Raw genomic sequence first — 17,382 nt, forward strand, 5'->3', positions numbered from 1 at the left:
TACCAATTCCGCCACCTGGGCTTTCAGATAAGCTGTTATTGTAGCGTCAACTTAACCAAGATTTTGAGCCGTGAAAGAAAAAAACCAGAACAACCTACTTGAATTTGAAGGCGTGGTCTCCGGACACCGCGACGGCCACGGTTTTGTGGTGCGCGACGACGGCGAATCCGACCTGTATTTGCCGCCCAACGAGATGCGCGCCGTGCTGCACAAGGACCGCGTCAAGGCCCGCGTGGTGCGCTACGACCGCAAGGGCCGCCCCGAGGGCCGGGTGACGGAAATCGTGGAACGCTCCAGCGCCCCCATCATCGGGCGCCTGCTGCAGGAAAACGGCCTCTGGCTGGTGGCGCCCGAGGACAAACGCTACGGCCAGGACGTGCTGGTCAACAAGCAGGCGCTGGGCAACGCCCAGCCGGGCCAGGTGGTGGTGGTGGAGCTGACCGAGCCCCCCGCGCTGTACGGCCAGCCGGTGGGCCGCATCAAGGAGGTGCTGGGCGACATCGACGACCCCGGCATGGAGATCGAAATTGCGGTGCGCAAGTACGGCGTGCCGCACGAGTTCTCAGAAGCGGCGGTGGCCCAGGTGCGCGGCTTGCCCGACCACGTGCGCACCGCCGACTGGAAGCACCGCGTGGATCTGACCGACGTACCGCTGGTGACCATCGACGGCGAGGACGCGCGCGACTTTGACGACGCGGTGTATTGCGAACCCGCCAAGGTGGGGCGCGGCAAAGGCTGGCGCCTGCTGGTGGCGATTGCCGACGTGAGCCATTATGTGGAAACCGGCTCGGCCATCGACATCGACGCCTACGACCGCGCCACCAGTGTGTACTTTCCGCGCCGCGTCATTCCCATGCTGCCGGAGAAGCTCTCCAACGGCCTGTGCTCGCTCAACCCGGGCGTGGAGCGCCTGTGCATGGTATGCGACATGCTCATCAACGCCAAAGGCGAGATCCATGCCTACCAGTTCTACCCGGCGGTGATGTTCAGCCACGGGCGCTTGACATACACCGAGGTGGCGGCGATCCTGCAAAACACCCGTGGCTCCGAGGCCCAGCAGCGCCAGCCGCTGGTGCCGCATTTGTTGAACCTGCACGACGTGTACCGTGCCTTGCTGGCCGCACGTGAGCAACGCGGTGCGGTGGACTTTGAGACCACCGAGACCCAGATTGTGTGCGACGAGTCGGGCCGGATCGAGAAGATTGTTCCGCGCACCCGCAACGACGCGCACAAGCTGATCGAGGAAGCCATGCTGGCGGCCAACGTCTGTTCCGCCGAGTTCATTGCCCACGCCAAGCACCCGGGCCTGTTCCGGGTACACGAAGGCCCCACGCCGCTCAAGATCGAGATTCTGCGCCAGTACCTCAAGGCGCTGGCGGTGCCGTACACCGTGAGCGACGAGCCCGCGCCGTCGGAATTCCAGCACATTGCCGCCGCCACCGAAGGCCGCCCCGACGCGCCGCAAATCCACCAGATGCTGTTGCGCTCGATGCAGCAGGCGATCTACTCGCCGCACAACGCCGGGCACTTTGGCTTGGCGTTCGAGGCCTACACCCACTTCACCAGCCCGATCCGGCGTTACCCGGACTTGCTGGTACACCGCGTCATCAAGTGCATCCTGGGCGAGCGCCGCTACCAGTTGCCGGTGCTGCCCACGCCGGGCGAGGCGCACGCCAAGCTGGCCAAGCGCCTGGCCACGCGCAACGCGCCGCCGTCGCTGGACGAGAAGACCGGCAAGCCCAAGAAGGTGTCGGCCGACCTGCTGGCCTGGCAGGCCGCCGGGCTGCACTGCAGCGCCAACGAGCGCCGCGCCGATGAGGCCAGCCGCGATGTCGAATCCTGGCTCAAGTGCAAGTACATGCGCGAGCACCTGGGCGAGGAATTCACCGGCGTGGTCACTTCCGTCACCAGCTTCGGCCTGTTCGTGACGCTGGACAGCCTCTATGTGGAAGGCCTGATCCACATCACCGAACTGGGCGGCGAGTACTACCGCTTTGACGAGCCCCGCCAGGAGCTGCGCGGCGAGCGCACCGGCATCCGCTATGCGTTGGGCACCAAGGTCAAGGTGCAGGTGAGCCGGGTCGATCTGGACGGGCGCCGCATCGATTTCCGCCTGGTGTCGGACGACGACGACCTGCTGAACTACAAGCTGTTGCGCGATGTGGTTCGGCCATCGCCCCGCACCACCCCCGCCCCAGCAGGCGAGGCCGACAGCCGCCCGGCGCGCAAGACAGCGCGGCCCGCTGCCGCTGCTGGCAAGGCCAAGCCAGCAGCGCCCAAGGCCACTGCCGCCACCAAGCCGCGCCGCACCGCCACCGGTGCTGCCGCCGCCAAACCTCGCAAGGGCAAGCGTTGAGATGTTGATGTCTGTCTTGTTGTTTCTGGTCGATACCGCCTTCTTCTTTTTTGTGGGGGCGGCGCTGCTGCGCGCTTGGATGAACAGCCAGCGCCTGCGCATGACGCAGCAGCCGGGCCTGTTCGTGATGGCCATGACCGACTGGCTGGTGACGCCGCTGCGCAAGGCCCTGCCCCGGCGCTGGATGCAAGCCAACACCGACTGGGGCAGTCTGATGGCCGCGCTGCTGCTGGCGCTGCTCTACGCCACGGTGTGGTTTGCGCTGGTGGGCGGGTGGGCGCAAAGCCTGAACCCGCTGGCCTGGTTGTTCAGCCTGCCGTGGATTGCGGCCAAGTTCCTGCTGCGCACCGCGCTGCAGGGCGTGATGCTGCTGGCCATTGCGTACGCGGTGCTGTCGTGGGTGCAGCCGTTTTCGCCGATGCAGGGCACGCTGTCGCGGCTGATCGACCCGGTGCTGGGCCCGATACGCCGTGTGGTGCCGCAGATTGGCGGGGTTGACCTGTCGGTGCTGGTGCTGTTTGTGCTGCTGCAGATCGGGCTGATGCTGCTGGGTTGATTCGTTGGCTCAGCTGGGCTGTGGTGCGGGTCACGGTGGCGTGATGGCCGCCGCCAGCGCCCCGGCCCGCAGCGCCTGGCCCACTGGCCACTGGTCGGCCAGCCGACCGTGCTGGTACACCGCCTGTTGCAGGGCGTGCCACGCCTGCGCTTCTGCGCGTTCTGCGCAGGGCGGTATGTTGTCTTGCGCGTGCAGCAGGCTCCAGTGTGCGCCCACCATCCCGGCCAGCACATCGCCGGTGCCTGCCGTGCCCAGCAGGGCGTTGCCGCTGGGGTTGATGCGTGCGGTGTGGCTGGGGGCTGCCAGCACGGTGCCCGAGCCCTTGAGCGCCACCAGGCACTGGTAGCGTTCGGCGAGCGTGCGCGCGGCTTGTAGCCGGTCGCGTTGCACCGTGGCGCTGGTGGTATCGAGCAGCCGGGCCGCTTCCAGCGGATGTGGCGTCAAGATGGTGTGCTGGTGCCGCGACCGGCGCTGTTGCAGCATCTGTTGCCACGCGCCGTGGCGGGCTACCATGTTCAGTGCATCGGCGTCCAGCACCAGGCGCGGGCTGTGCGCCAGCAGCGGCGCCAGCACGTGCTGCACCGCTTCGCCGCCACCGCAGCCGCACACCGTGGTGGCGTGCTGCACCAGCTCCGACTGGGCCAGTGTGGTGGCATCACGCAGCATCAGTTCCGGGTACAGAACATCCACGGTGAGGCTGGACGTGCCTGCCGTGGCACCCAGCAGGCCCACGTACACCCGCCCCGCGCCGCTGTGCAGACTGGCACGCGCGGCCAGCAAGGCGGCCCCGGTCATGCCTTGGCCGTTGACGGCAACGTCCTGCCCGCCCAGCACCAGCACGTCGCCGTGCAGACCCTTGTGTCCACTGTGCTGCTGCTGGCGCTGAGCAGCGGTGCGCTGACAGGGCGGGTTCAGCCAGGCGTCCGGTGCGAGGCCGCCGCCTGGGTAGGGGGTTGTGCCCAGGTCGTCCAGCCAGATATCGCCCGCCGCGTCGCGGCCGCTGGCGCTGAACAGCCCGGGCTTGAGCGTCAGCAGCGACAAGGTGTGACGCGGTCCCTGCGGCAGCGCAGGGCAGTCGTGCGGCCAGTGCCCGGTGTCGGCGTCCAGGCCGCTGGGCAGATCGACGCACAGCACGGGCGCCTTCGTGCCTTGCAACCGTGCCAGCCAGCGCCCCATCGGATGCTCCGCCGACAAGGGCCGGGGCTGGCTGCCCACCCCCAGCAAGGCGTCAACCGCCAGGTCAAAGTGGGCGGGCGGGGCGTCGGCAAAGCGCACACCGGCGGCCTGCGCCGTTTCCCAGGCGAAGCGGGCGTCGGCGGGCAGGCGCTCGGGGTTGCCGTGCCAGGTGATGGTCACTTCAATGCCGTGCGAGGCGTGCAATGCGTGCCAGGCAGCCGCTGCCAGCAGGCCATCGCCGCCGTTGTTGCCCGGACCGCAGGCGACCCAGATGCGGCGCGCGTGCGGGTACAGCGCGCGGCCCAGCCGGAACACCGCTTGTGCGGCGCGCCGCATCAGGGCATGGGGCGCGCTGCGGGCCAGTGCTTGCTGTTCCAGCGCGCGGCTGCGTTCCACGCCATACAGGGGCCAGGCGGTGGCGGAGGAAAGGATGCGGTGCATGGTGTTTGGCCCTGGCGAGGGTGGTACAATCAAAGAGTTTTGCAAATTATCGGCCTGCATCGATGGCAAAACGCCATTCATCCGCAAACAAACCCCACACAGGTGTTGGTCGTGTGTGCACATATTGTGCAGCGCCAATCAGGGTTTGCTTTAAGTCCTAACCTCTGGAAAAAAATCATGTCCATTTCTATGCGCGAAATGCTGGAAGCCGGTGTCCACTTCGGTCACCAAACCCGCTTCTGGAACCCCAAGATGGCCCCGTACATCTTCGGTCACCGCAACAAGATCCACATCGTCAACCTCGAAAAGACGCTGCCGATGTTCGAGGAAGCCGCCAAGTTCGTGCGCCAGCTGACCTCCAACGGCGGTACCGTGCTGATGGTGGGCACCAAGCGCCAGTCGCGCGAGATCGTGGCCCAAGAAGCCGCCCGCGCTGGCGTGCCCTGCGTCGAGCAACGCTGGCTCGGCGGCATGCTGACCAACTTCAAGACCGTCAAGACCTCCATCAAGCGCCTGAAGGACATGCAAGCCCAGAAGGAAGCTGGCCTGGACAGCATGTCCAAGAAAGAACAGCTGACCTTCAGCCGCCAGATGGAAAAGCTGGAAAAAGACATCGGTGGCATCCAGGATATGGCCGCCCTGCCGGACGCCATCTTCGTGATCGACGTCGGCTACCACAAGATTGCCATCGCCGAAGCCAAGAAGCTGGGCATTCCGCTGATCGGCGTGGTCGACACCAACCACTCGCCCGAAGGCATTGACTACGTGATCCCGGGCAACGACGACTCCGCCAAGGCCGTGGCCCTGTACGCCCGTGGCATCGCCGATGCCATCATCGAAGGCCGCAACAGCGCCACCAACGACGTGGTCAAGGCCGTGCAAGCCGCCGCCGCTGGCGACGAGTTTGTCGAAGTCGAGAACACCGCCGCCTAAGCGGTAGCGCCGAGGCAAGAAGGGGCTGACAGGCCCCTTTTTTGTCACCCGGTTTTCACCCCATCCCCCCATTATTCAGAGTCAGACGACTCAAACGGAGAAAAAAATGGCTGCAATTACCGCGAAAATGGTTGCCGATCTGCGCGCCAAGACCGACGCCCCGATGATGGAATGCAAGAAGGCCCTGACCGAAGCCGACGGCAATATGGACAAGGCCGAAGAAATCCTGCGCGTCAAGCTCGGCAGCAAGGCCGGCAAGGCCGCCAGCCGCGTGACCGCCGAAGGTGTGGTCGCCAGCTTTGTGGACGGCACCACCGGCGCGCTGGTCGAAGTCAACTGCGAGACCGACTTCGTGTCCAAGAACGAGCTGTTCCTGGCCTTCTGCAACCACGTGGCCCAGCTGGTGGCCCAGCACAACCCGGCCGACGTGGCCGCGCTGTCCGAGCTGCCGCTGGCCATGGAAGGCTTTGGCCCGACCGTGGAAGAAGTGCGCAAGGGTCTGATTGGCAAGATTGGCGAGAACATGAGCATCCGCCGCTTTAAGCGTTACAGCGAGGGTGGCCATCTGGCCGTATACCTGCACGGTGTGCGCATTGGCGTGGTGGTGGAGTTTGATGGCGACCTGACCGCCGCCAAGGACACCGCTATGCACATCGCTGCCATGAAGCCGGTGGCCCTGTCCAGTGCCGATGTGCCCGCCGATCTGGTGGCCAAAGAGCGCGTGGTGGCCGAAGCCAAGGCTGCCGAGTCTGGCAAGCCGGCTGAAATCGCCACCAAAATGATCGAAGGTGCGGTGCAAAAGTACCTGAAGGAAGTCTCGCTGCTGGATCAAGTGTTTGTGAAGGCCGCCGACGGCAAACAAACCGTGGGCGCTTACCTGAAGTCGACCAACACCAACGTCAAGGGTTTCACCATGTTTATCGTGGGCGAAGGCATTGAGAAGAAGGTGGACGATTTTGCCGCTGAAGTGGCTGCCCAAGTGGCCGCTGCCCAAACCGCCTAACCGTTGTGGTTCAGAGCCGGACGGCTCTGAGTCGGTATTTTGCTACGGCCGGCCCCGCAAAGGGTCGGCCGTAGCCACACTCAAGCCTTAAAATCTTCCCACTCACTTTATGGATGTTCCTATGCCTGTTTACAAGCGTATTCTTCTCAAACTGTCGGGCGAAGCCCTCATGGGCGACGATGCTTTTGGCATCAACCGCGCCACCATTGTTCGCATGGTTGATGAAGTGGCGGAAGTGACGCGTTTGGGCGTGGAAGTGGCGGTGGTGATTGGTGGCGGTAACATTTTCCGTGGCGTGGCGGGTGGATCGGTCGGTATGGACCGCGCTACCGCCGACTACATGGGCATGTTGGCCACCGTGATGAACGCGTTGGCTTTGGGCGATGCGATGGAGAAAGCCGGGATCAAGGCCCGTGTGATGTCGGCCATTGCCATCGACCAAGTGGTGGAGCCGTATGTGCGCCCCAAGGCGCTGCAGTACCTGGAAGAAGGCAAGGTGGTGGTGTTTGCCGCCGGTACCGGCAACCCGTTCTTCACCACCGACACCGCCGCTGCGCTGCGCGGGGCCGAGATCGGCGCCGAGATGGTGCTCAAGGCCACCAAGGTCGATGGCGTCTACACCGCCGACCCCAAGAAAGACCCCAGCGCCACGCGCTACAACACCATCACCTTTGACGAGGCCATGGCGCGCCAGCTGGAGGTGATGGACGCCACCGCATTCGCCCTGTGCCGCGACCAGAACCTGCCGATCAAGGTGTTCAGCATCTTCAAGTCCGGTGCCCTGCGCCGTGTTGTGCTGGGCGAGGACGAGGGCACGCTGGTGCACCTCTGAGGCTTGTGGGCCCCGCCACCTTCTGATCGTATCTCTGAACCCCAAGGAAACCGTCATGGAATTTGCCGATATCAAAAAGAACGCCGAGCAAAAGATGCAGCAGTCGCTCGAGGCGCTGAAGAACGCGCTGGGCCGCGTGCGCACCGGGCGCGCCAACCCGGCCCTGCTGGACGTGGTGCATGTGGACTACTACGGCTCCATGGTGCCGCTGTCGCAGGTGGCCAACCTGTCGCTGCTGGACGCGCGCACCATTGGCGTGTCGCCGTGGGAAAAGGGTCTGGGTGCCAAGATCGAGAAGGCCATCCGCGAGTCCGACCTGGGCCTGAACCCGGCCAGCCAGGGCGACCTGATCCGCGTGCCGATTCCTGCCATGACCGAAGAGCGCCGCAAGGAGCTGACCAAGGTGGTGCGCGGCGAGGGCGAGAACGCCAAGATTGCGGTGCGCAACCTGCGCCGCGACGCCAACGAGCACGCCAAGAAGCTGCTCAAGGACAAGCTGATCTCGGAGGACGACGACCGCCGCTCGCAGGATGAGGTGCAAAAGCTCACCGACCGCATGATTGCCGAGATCGACAAGCTGATCGCGGCCAAAGAGCAGGATCTGATGGTGATCTGAGCCCAGGACGGCAGGGGTGGCGTGGGTGTCGCTTCTGCCGTCGGTGTTGTTACGTATTTTTCAGGGGTTGATTTGCCGCAAGTGACCGACGACTTTTCTGTTCCACACCACGTCGCCATTGTGATGGATGGTAATGGTCGTTGGGCCAAGCGGCGTTTTCTGCCCCGTCTGGTGGGGCACCGCCAGGGCGTGGAAGTGCTGCGCCAGGTGGTGCGCTGGGCACAGGATCGCGGTGTGCGGGTGCTGACGGTGTTCGCGTTTTCGTCCGAGAACTGGCGTCGTCCTCCCGACGAGGTGTCGGGTCTGATGGCGCTGGTGGTCAAGGCGCTGGGCCGCTATGTGCCTGAGATGCGCGACCACGGCGTGCGCATCCACTTTCCGGGGCAGCGCGCGACGCTAGCGCCTGAGGTGCAGCAGGCCCTGCACCTGGCCGAGGCCGACACCGCCCACAACGACCGCCTGGTGCTCAACATCTGCTTCAACTACGGCGGGCGCTGGGACGTGGTGCAAGCCGCGCAGGCACTGGTGGCGCGTGGCGAGCCCATCACCGAGGAAGGCTTGGCCCGGGCGCTGGCGCTGGCGCACGTGCCGGATCCGGATTTGCTGATCCGCACCGGTGGCGAGCAGCGCCTGAGCAACTTTCTGCTGTGGCAGGCGGCCTACGCCGAGCTGTTTTTCTCGGACAAGTGGTGGCCCGAATTTGATGCGGCCGAATTCGACCGCGCCCTGCTGGCCTACGCCCAGCGCGAACGCCGTTTCGGGCGCATTTCGGAACAGCTGTGATGCGGCCTCCACAGCCACAACCCAGGGTGCGCCCATGTTGAAGCAACGCGTGATCACCGCCGTCGGTTTGCTGGCGGTGTTTGTGCCCGCTCTGTTTTACCCCGATCCGGCGCCTTTTGGCGTGTTGACCTTGTGCCTGATGGCGGCCTCGGGCTGGGAGTGGGCGCGCCTCAATGGCTGCAGCACGCCCGTCGCACTGGCCTGGGGCGGGGCGTTGGGCGCTGCGCTGGCGGTCGCCTGGGGCTGGTGGGGTCTGTCGGTGCCAGTGCCGCAGGTGTGGCAGCTGGCTGCGGTGGTCTGGGTGATGGTGACGGCGCGGCTGCTGCGCCGTGGCGTGCCTGGTTGGCCTTCGGTGCCGCGCGGGGTGCGCCTGGGGGGGGGGCTTCTGTCGATTGGCCTGGCCTGGTGGGCGATGGCGCAGGCGATGGCACAGGGCGTGCTGCTGCTGCTGTCGATGCTGTGCCTGGTCTGGATGGCCGACAGCGCGGCCTACTTTGGCGGCAAGGCTTTCGGGCGCCGCAAGTTGGCCCCGACTATCAGCCCGGGCAAGAGCTGGGCCGGGGTCTACAGCGGCATGGCGGGGGTGCTGCTGCTGGGTGGCGCGTGGGCGTGGGCCGAGGCGCGCTGGGGCGTGCCGGGGGCGAGTTTGTTTGGCCGCCTGTGGGCGCAAGGCCCGTGGGTGTTTGTGGCCGGCTTGCTGGGCCTGACCGCCATGGGCGTTGCGGGGGACTTGCTGGAATCGCTGGTCAAGCGCAGCGCAGGCGTCAAGGATTCGAGCGCCCTGTTGCCAGGGCATGGCGGCGTTTTGGACCGGGTGGACGCCCTGTTGCCGGTGTTGCCGCTGGCCATGTGGCTCATCACACCCTGAACACGGAATTGGAATTGATGGTAAACATGAACGCTGTGGCCACTGCCACGCCCACGGTGCAGACCCTGACCGTGCTGGGGGCCACGGGCTCGATAGGCCAGAACACGCTGGACGTGGTGGCGCGCCACCCCGGGCGTTTTGCGGTGTTCGCGCTGACCGCCGCCACCCAGGTCGAGTTGCTGCAGCAGCAGTGCCTGCGCTTTGCGCCGCGTTACGCGGTGATGGCCGACCCCACCGCCGCCACCGCGCTGCGCGCTGCGCTCCAGCAGCACGGCAGCCGCACCGAGGTCCTCAGCGGTGCGCAGGCGGTGTGCGACGTGGCCGCTGCGCCCGAGGTGGACACCGTGATGGCGGCCATCGTGGGCGCGGCCGGCCTGCCGCCGTGCGTGGCGGCCGCGCGTGCGGGCAAGAAGCTGCTGCTGGCCAACAAGGAAGCCCTGGTGGTGGGCGGCGACTGGTTCATGGCGGCGGTGCGTGCCGGTGGCGCCACGCTGCTGCCCATCGACAGCGAGCACTCAGCGGTGTTCCAGTCGTTGCCGGAAGACCCGGCCACGTGGCAGCGTCGCGTTGAGAAAATCGTGCTGACCGCCTCCGGCGGGCCATTCCGCCAGCGCAACCCTGCCACGCTGGCCAGCGTTACGCCCGAGGAGGCCTGCGCGCACCCCAACTGGGTCATGGGGCGCAAGATCTCGGTCGATTCCGCCACCATGATGAACAAGGCGCTGGAGGTGATTGAGGCGCGCTATCTGTTTGGTCTGGCGCCAGCGCAGATTGAGGTGGTGATCCATCCGCAAAGCGTGATCCATTCCATGGTGCAGTACCGCGACCGCTCGGTGGTGGCACAGTTGGGCACGCCCGACATGCGGGTGCCGATCGCCTACGGCCTGAGCTGGCCGGAGCGCATGGAGTCTGGCGCGCAGGGGCTGGACTTTGCGACTCTGGGCGCGCTGACGTTCGAGGTGGCCGACCGCGCACGCTTTCCGGGCCTGTTCCTGGCGTGGGACGCGCTGAACGCCACGCCCGGCACCACGGCGGTGCTCAACGCCGCCAACGAGGTGGCGGTGGCCGCGTTCCTGGAGCGCCGCCTGCGCTTTGACCAGATCCCGCACGTGAACCAGGCCACGCTGGCGGCCTTTGTTCCGCCGGTGCCGCAGCAATTGGACGACTTGCTGGCCATCGATGCCGAAGCCCGCGCCGTGGCGCAGCAGCACGTGGCGCGCTGTGCGGCCTGAACCCGGAACGCCACCATGTTGACCACTTTGCTGGCGTTTGTCCTGGCGCTGGGGTTGCTGATTGCCATCCACGAGTACGGCCACTACCGGGTGGCGCGGGCTTGTGGCGTCAAGGTGCTGCGCTTTTCCATCGGTTTTGGCCAGCCGCTGTGGCGCTGGGTGTCGCCGCGCACGGGCACCGAATTTGTGCTGAGTGCGCTGCCGCTGGGCGGCTATGTGCGGATGCTGGACGAGCGCGAGGGGCCGGTGCCCGCCGCCGAGCGCCACCTGTCCTTCAATGCCCAGCCGTTGCGCGCACGTGCCGCCATTGTGGCGGCGGGGCCGCTGGCCAACCTGGGGCTGGCGGTGTTGCTGTACGCGGCCGTGTTCTGGCATGGCGTGGACGAGCCGCAGCCAGTGCTGTCGCAGCCGGTCGCGGCCTCGTTGGCCGAACGCGCGGGCCTGCGTGCGGGCGACTGGGTGCTGCGCCTGGAGCCCGTGCCCGACGCCACCGCTGGCACCGCCAGCGCGCCGGAGCCGGTGCGCTCCTTTGACGACCTGCGCTGGCACCTGACGCGCGCCGCGCTGGCGCAGCAGGATGTGCGGCTGTGGGTGGGCGACAGCGCCGACGCGCCGGGCCGCGAAGTGCTGCTGCCGCTGTCGCAGGTCGATGCCAGCCAGGCCGATGCGACCCTGTTCCGCCACATTGGCATCGTGGTGCCGTGGTCGGCCCCGGTGGTGGGTGAACTGTTGCCCGACGGCGCCGCCGCCCAGGCGGGCTTGCGCGAGGGCGACCGCGTGTTGCTGCTCGATGCCCAGCCGGTGCCCGACGCCCAGACCTTGCGCGCTCGCATCCGCGCAGCGGTCGATGCCCAGGGCCGCGCACTGACGCAGCAATGGACGCTGCAGCGTGGCCAGCAGCGTCTGGTGCTGGCGGTCACGCCACGCCCCGAACGTCAAGGTGAACAATGGACGGGCCGCGTCGGTGCCTACATCGGCGCCCCACCGGCCATGGTCACGGTGTCGGAAGATGCGCTGGGGGCGGTCTGGAAGGGCCTGCAGCGCACGTGGGAGGTGTCGCTGCTGTCGGTGCAGATGATGGTCAAGATGGTGCTGGGCGAGGCCTCGCTCAAGAACCTCAGCGGCCCGCTGACGATGGCCGACTACGCGGGCCAGTCGGCGCGGCTGGGGCTGACCGCCTACGTGCTGTTCGTGGCCCTCATCAGCGTCAGCCTGGGCGTGCTCAACCTGCTGCCGCTGCCGGTGCTCGATGGCGGGCACCTGATGTATTATCTTTGGGAGGGCGTCACCGGCAGGCCGGTGTCCCCGGTCTGGATGGAGCGCTTGCAGCGCGGTGGCACGGCGGCCTTGCTGGCCCTGATGTCCGTGGCCATTTTTAACGATATCGCCCGCTTGGTGGGTTGAAATCCCGTACTTCATGAAACAACATACATACCGTTTGCGTTCGGTGGCGTGGGGCGCTGTGCTGTCCACCCTGGTGGCGGCGTTGCCCGCGTGGGCGGTCGAGCCCTTTGCCGTGCGCGACATCCGGGTCGAGGGCCTGCAGCGGGTCGAGGCCGGCACCATCTTTGCCTCGCTGCCGTTGCGCGTGGGCGACACCTACAACGACGACAAGGGCGCCAGCGCCATCCGCTCGCTGTTCGGGCTGGGGCTGTTTTCCGACGTGCGGCTGCAGGTTGATGGCGACGTGCTGGTGGTGGTGGTCGAAGAGCGGCCCACCGTGGCCGATGTCAGCTTTTCCGGCATCAAGGAGTTCGATGCCGACATGCTGAAGAAAGCCCTGCGCGACGTCGGGCTGGCCGAGGGCCGGGCTTTTGACAAGGCGTTGGCCGACCGCGCCGAGCAGGAGCTCAAGCGCCAGTACCTGGGCCGCAGCCTGTACGCGGCGCAAGTCACCACCACCGTCACGCCGATCGAGCGCAACCGCGTCAACCTCAACTTCAGCGTGGCCGAGGGCGACGTGGCCAAGATCGAGGACATCCGCATCGTGGGCAACCAGGCCTTCAGCGAATCGACCTTGCGCGGTCTGTTTGATCTGGACACCGGCGGCTGGTTGAGCTGGTACACCAAGTCTGACCGCTACTCGCGCGCCAAGCTCAACGCCGACCTGGAAACGCTGCGTTCGTACTACCTGACGCGCGGCTACCTCGAATTCCGCATCGACTCGACCCAGGTCGCCATGTCGCCCAACAAGGACGCGATGTCGATCACGATCAATGTCCACGAGGGCCAGCGTTACGTGGTCTCCGGCGTCAGGCTCGAGGGCGACTATCTGGGCAAGGACGACGAGTTCAAGGCGCTGATCGCCATCCAGCCCGGCCAGGCCTACAACGCCGAGCAGGTGGCCGACACCACCAAGGCCTTCACCGAATACTTTGGCCGTTTTGGCTACGCCTTTGCGCGCGTGGAGGCGCTGCCGCTGCTCGACCGCGACCTGCGCACGGTGGAGTTCGTGCTGCGCGCCGAGCCCTCGCGCCGCGCCTATGTGCGCCGCATCAACCTGGCGGGCAACAACCGCACCCGCGACGAGGTGATCCGGCGCGAGTTCCGCCAGCTGGAATCGGCCTGGTACGACAGCGATCGCATCCGCCTCTCGCGCGACCGCGTGGACCGGCTGGGCTTCTTCACCGACGTGGCGATTGACACCGAGGAGGTGCCCGGCGCGCCGGATCAGGTGGACTTGAACCTGACGGTGGCCGAAAAGCCGACCGGCAACCTGTCGCTGGGCGCGGGCTACTCGCAGTCGGAAAAGCTGTCGCTGATCGCGGGTATCCGCCAGGAAAACGTGTTTGGCACCGGCAACTACCTGGGGCTGGACGTCAACACCAGCAAGTACAACCGCCAGTTCGTGCTCAGCACCACCGATCCGTACTTCACCCCGGACGGCATCTCGCGCACGCTGGATGTGTACTACCGCACCACGCGCCCGCTCGACGAGCAGGAGGGCGACTACCGCCTGGTCACGCCGGGGGCCAGCATCCGCTTTGGCGTGCCGTTCACCGAGACCGATACCGTGTTCTTCGGCCTGGGCGTGGAGCAGACCAAGATCGAGCCCGGCATTGGCATGCCGCTGCGCTACTACGACGAGATCGCCGAGTTTGGCGATTCCAGCCTGTCGGTGCCGCTGACCGTGGGCTGGGCGCGTGACACCCGCGACAGCGCGCTGGTGCCCACCCAGGGCCGCCTGCAGCGCGTCAACGGCGAATGGGGCGTGGGCGGCGACACGCGCTACCTGAAGGCCAGCTACCAGTTCCAGCAGTACATCCCCCTGAACAAGAAGTTCACGCTCGCCTTCAACGCCGAGGCCGGCTGGGGCAAGGGGCTGGGCGGCAAGCGCTTCCCGCTGTTCAAGAACTTCTACGGCGGCGGCCTGGGCTCGGTGCGCGGCTTCGAGCAGGGCACGCTGGGCGAGGCGTCGCCGCTGCAGGACGATCCGGGTACGTTGTCGTACGTGGGCGGCTCGCGCAAGCTGGTGTTCAACACCGAGGTGATTGCCCCGTTCCCCGGTGCGGGCAACGACCGCACGCTGCGCCTGTTCGGCTTCTTTGACGTCGGCAACGTGTACGCCGAAGGCGCTTCGCTCGATGCATCGCAGCTGCGCGCCTCGACCGGTCTGGGCATCAGCTGGATTTCGCCGATTGGCCCGCTTAGAATCGCGTATGCCCGTCCGGTGCGCGAGCAGCCGGGCGACAAGACCCAAAGTGTTCAATTCCAGATCGGAACGAGTTTTTGATGAAACCGATTCAACGTGTGTTTGTGCGTCAGCTGGCTGCGGCCCTGGTGCTGGGTTGTGCCACCGCCGTGTCGGTGGCGCAAGATTTCAAGATCGGGTTTGTCAACACCGACCGCATCTTCCGCGAGGCCGCGCTGGCCAAGACGGCACAGGGCAAGCTGGAGCAGGAGTTCTCCAAGCGTGAGCGCGAGGTGGGGGCGCTGGCCAGCCAGCTCAAGGCCGCCTCCGACAAGTTCGAGAAGGATGCGCCCACGCTGTCCGAAACCCAGCGCGCCAGCCGCCAGCGCCAGTTGGTGGAGCTGGATCGCGACTTCCAGCGCAAGCGCCGCGAGTTCCAGGAGGATCTGGGCCAGCGCAAGAACGAGGAGCTGCAGCAGGTGCTGGAGCGTGCCAACCGCGTCATCAAGCAGGTGGCCGAGAGCGAGAAATACGATCTGGTGATCCAGGAAGCCGTGTACATCAACCCCAAGCACGACATCACCAACAAAGTCATCAGCAGCCTCAACGGCGCCAAGTAATGCCTGTATTTTCCCGCCAACTGGGCGTGTGATGGTCACGTTGCACGCCATTTGCGCCGCCTTGGGCGGCGTTTTGCATGGTGACGGCACGCTGTCGGTGGCCAGGCTGGCCTCGCTGGAAGCGGCGGGGCCGCAGGCGCTGTCGTTCGTGGCGCAGGCCCGCTACGCCAGCCAGATCGCCACCACTCAGGCTGGGGCACTGGTGGTGCCGCCGGCGCTGGTGGAGGCCGCGCGGGCGCGTGGCGCCTGTATCGAGACGCCCGACCCCTACCTTTACTTTGCCCGCCTGACGCAGTGGTGGCGCGCGCAGCGCGACGCCGCCGAGGCGCCGCCCGCCACCCGCCAGCCACAGATCCACCCCACCGCCTGCATCGACGCTTCGGCGCAACTGGGCGCGGGCGTGGTGGTGGGGCCGTACGCGGTGCTGGAAGCGGGCGTGCAGGTGGGCGAGGGCGCCCGCATCGGCGCGCATACGGTGCTGGAGCGCCATGCCCGCGTCGGCGCGCACAGCCGCTTGGCACCGCGTGTCACGCTCGGACGCGATTGCGTGGTGGGCGAACGCTGCATCCTGCACAGCGGTGTCGTCATTGGCGCCGACGGTTTTGGCTTTGCGCCGCACCAAGGCGAGTGGATCAAGATCGAGCAGTTGGGCGCGGTGCGCATCGGCGACGAGGTGGAAATTGGCGCCAACACCTGCATCGACCGGGGCGCGCTGGAAGACACCGTGATCGAGCACGGCGTCAAGCTGGACAACCTGATCCAGATTGGCCACAACGTGCACATTGGCGCGCACACCGCGCTGGCCGGTTGCGTGGGCGTGGCGGGCAGCGCGCGCATTGGTGCCCATTGCACCGTTGGCGGCGGCGCGGTGGTGCTGGGGCATTTGAGCCTGGCCGATGGCGTACACATCTCCGCCGCCTCGGTGGTGATGCGCTCCATCCGCCAGCCGGGGCAGTACAGTGGCGTGTTCCCGCTCGACGACAACGCCAGCTGGGAAAAGAACGCCGCCACCTTGCGCCAGCTGCACACCTTGCGGCAACGCATCAAGACATTGGAAAGCAAATTACCATGATGGATATCCACGAAATTCTTAAAAAACTGCCGCATCGCTACCCCATCCTGCTGGTAGACCGTGTGCTGGAGGTGGAAAAAGGCAAGTCCATCAAGGCGCTCAAGAACATCAGCATCAACGAGCCGCAGTTCACCGGTCACTTTCCGCACCGCCCCGTGTTCCCGGGCGTGCTGATGCTGGAGGCGATGGCGCAGGCCGCCGCGTTGCTGGCGTTCGAGACCCTGGGCGTGACCCCGGACGACAAGACGGTGTACTACTTCGCCGGCATCGACGGTGCGCGCTTCAAGCGTCCGGTGGAGCCGGGCGACCAGCTGGTGATGGACGTGACGCTGGAGCGCATGAAGGCCGGCATCTTCAAGTTCAAGGCGGTGGCGCGCGTGGCCGGCGAGCTGGCCTGCGAGGCCGAGCTGATGTGCACCATGCGCACCATCGCCTGACCCACGGTACACAGGAGCATCTGGCGTGACCCACATCCATTCCACCGCGTTGGTGGATCCGCAGGCGCAGCTTGACCCCTCGGTCACGGTGGGGCCTTACACCGTCATCGGCCCGCACGTCAGGATTGGCGCGGGCACCACCGTGGGCGCGCATTGCGTGATCGAAGGCCGCACCACCATCGGGCGCGACAACCGCATCTTCCAGTTCAACTCGCTGGGCGCCATTCCGCAGGACAAGAAGTACGCGGGCGAGCCGTGCGAGCTGGTGATTGGCGACCGCAACACCATCCGCGAGTTCTGCACCTTCAACATCGGCACCCCGGGCGATGCGGGCGTGACCCGGGTGGGGGACGACAACTGGATCATGGCCTACGTCCATCTGGCGCACGATGTGCAGGTGGGCCACCACACCATCTTTGCCAACAACTCGCAGCTGGCGGGCCACGTGCACGTGGGCGACTGGGTGATTCTGGGCGGCTTTACCGTGGTACACCAGTTTGTGCGCATTGGTGCCCACGCCATGACGGCCATGTGCTCGCTGCTGTTTGCCGATGTGCCACCGTTCGTGATGACACAGGGCCAGCCCGCTGGTGCGCGTTCCATGAACTTCGAGGGCCTGAAGCGCCGTGGCTTCAACGCCGATCGCATCGCCGCCGTCAAGGCCATGCACAAGGCGCTGTACCGCGACAACCTGACGCTGGAGCAGGCGCAGGCCCGCATCCAGACCCTGCCCCAGCAGTACCCCGACAGCGCGCCCGATGTGGCCATGATGGCCGAATTTCTGGCCGGTCTGTCGCCGCAGCGCGGCATTGTGCGCTGAGGGCCG

Annotated in this window: 16 protein-coding genes; 15 read left to right on the forward strand and 1 reads right to left on the reverse strand. The window is 66.3% G+C overall.

Annotated elements, in window-relative coordinates; all coding sequences use genetic code 11:
- The first annotated feature begins 70 nt into the window (after window positions 1–70).
- Entirely contained in the window at window positions 71–2,356 is a 2,286-nt protein-coding gene (gene rnr, locus CON76_RS02415; RefSeq protein ID WP_101101734.1) for a ribonuclease R, read from the forward strand.
- A 7-nt stretch (window positions 2,357–2,363) separates the two neighbouring features.
- Window positions 2,364–2,912 (forward strand): YggT family protein, encoded by a 549-nt coding sequence (locus tag CON76_RS02420; protein ID WP_240592728.1) that lies wholly within the window; start codon window positions 2,364–2,366, stop codon window positions 2,910–2,912.
- A gap of 30 nt (window positions 2,913–2,942) precedes the next feature.
- Here CON76_RS02420 and CON76_RS02425 read toward each other — a convergent pair whose 3' ends face one another.
- Window positions 2,943–4,529, reverse strand: a complete 1,587-nt coding sequence (locus CON76_RS02425; protein ID WP_101101738.1) for an NAD(P)H-hydrate dehydratase — start codon at window positions 4,527–4,529, stop codon at window positions 2,943–2,945.
- A 177-nt stretch (window positions 4,530–4,706) separates the two neighbouring features.
- On the opposite strand from CON76_RS02425, the gene rpsB reads away from it, so the two are divergent.
- From rpsB to lpxA, 13 genes are all read left to right on the forward strand, one after another.
- On the forward strand, window positions 4,707–5,462 hold the full coding sequence (gene rpsB / locus CON76_RS02430; RefSeq protein WP_101101740.1) for a 30S ribosomal protein S2: 756 nt from the start codon (window positions 4,707–4,709) through the stop codon (window positions 5,460–5,462).
- A 106-nt stretch (window positions 5,463–5,568) separates the two neighbouring features.
- Entirely contained in the window at window positions 5,569–6,465 is an 897-nt protein-coding gene (gene tsf, locus CON76_RS02435) for a translation elongation factor Ts (protein WP_101101743.1), read from the forward strand.
- A 121-nt stretch (window positions 6,466–6,586) separates the two neighbouring features.
- Window positions 6,587–7,297, forward strand: coding sequence for a UMP kinase (pyrH, locus tag CON76_RS02440; protein ID WP_101101745.1), 711 nt, complete (start codon window positions 6,587–6,589; stop codon window positions 7,295–7,297).
- Window positions 7,298–7,352: 55 nt separating this feature from the next.
- A complete protein-coding gene (gene frr / locus CON76_RS02445; protein ID WP_101101747.1) occupies window positions 7,353–7,913 on the forward strand; it encodes a ribosome recycling factor in 561 nt (186 codons plus the stop codon).
- Window positions 7,914–7,985: 72 nt separating this feature from the next.
- Window positions 7,986–8,696 carry a polyprenyl diphosphate synthase gene (uppS, locus tag CON76_RS02450; protein ID WP_420812889.1) on the forward strand — a complete coding sequence of 237 codons (711 nt, stop codon included), beginning with the start codon at window positions 7,986–7,988 and terminating at the stop codon, window positions 8,694–8,696.
- 34 nt (window positions 8,697–8,730) lie between these two features.
- Window positions 8,731–9,564 (forward strand): phosphatidate cytidylyltransferase, encoded by an 834-nt coding sequence (locus tag CON76_RS02455; RefSeq protein WP_101101749.1) that lies wholly within the window; start codon window positions 8,731–8,733, stop codon window positions 9,562–9,564.
- A gap of 26 nt (window positions 9,565–9,590) precedes the next feature.
- The gene (gene ispC, locus CON76_RS02460; RefSeq protein WP_101101750.1) at window positions 9,591–10,796 is read left to right on the forward strand and encodes a 1-deoxy-D-xylulose-5-phosphate reductoisomerase; all 1,206 of its coding nucleotides are present in this window, start codon (window positions 9,591–9,593) and stop codon (window positions 10,794–10,796) included.
- Window positions 10,797–10,811: 15 nt separating this feature from the next.
- A complete protein-coding gene (rseP, locus tag CON76_RS02465) occupies window positions 10,812–12,200 on the forward strand; it encodes an RIP metalloprotease RseP (RefSeq protein ID WP_101101752.1) in 1,389 nt (462 codons plus the stop codon).
- Between the two features lie 13 nt (window positions 12,201–12,213).
- Window positions 12,214–14,529 (forward strand): outer membrane protein assembly factor BamA, encoded by a 2,316-nt coding sequence (bamA, locus tag CON76_RS02470; protein ID WP_101101754.1) that lies wholly within the window; start codon window positions 12,214–12,216, stop codon window positions 14,527–14,529.
- On the forward strand, window positions 14,529–15,047 hold the full coding sequence (locus tag CON76_RS02475; protein ID WP_101101756.1) for an OmpH/Skp family outer membrane protein: 519 nt from the start codon (window positions 14,529–14,531) through the stop codon (window positions 15,045–15,047). Before bamA ends, CON76_RS02475 begins: the two co-directional genes overlap by 1 nt.
- A gap of 28 nt (window positions 15,048–15,075) precedes the next feature.
- Complete coding sequence (gene lpxD / locus CON76_RS02480) at window positions 15,076–16,119, forward strand: UDP-3-O-(3-hydroxymyristoyl)glucosamine N-acyltransferase (RefSeq protein WP_101101758.1); 1,044 nt, start codon at window positions 15,076–15,078, stop codon at window positions 16,117–16,119.
- On the forward strand, window positions 16,116–16,556 hold the full coding sequence (fabZ, locus tag CON76_RS02485) for a 3-hydroxyacyl-ACP dehydratase FabZ (RefSeq protein ID WP_101101760.1): 441 nt from the start codon (window positions 16,116–16,118) through the stop codon (window positions 16,554–16,556). Before lpxD ends, fabZ begins: the two co-directional genes overlap by 4 nt.
- Before the next feature lie 25 nt (window positions 16,557–16,581).
- Window positions 16,582–17,376, forward strand: coding sequence for an acyl-ACP--UDP-N-acetylglucosamine O-acyltransferase (gene lpxA / locus CON76_RS02490; RefSeq protein WP_101101762.1), 795 nt, complete (start codon window positions 16,582–16,584; stop codon window positions 17,374–17,376).
- Window positions 17,377–17,382 lie beyond the last annotated feature (6 nt).

The sequence above is a fragment of the Macromonas bipunctata genome, from assembly GCF_002837135.1.
GTDB classification, from domain to species: domain Bacteria; phylum Pseudomonadota; class Gammaproteobacteria; order Burkholderiales; family Burkholderiaceae_C; genus Macromonas_A; species Macromonas_A bipunctata.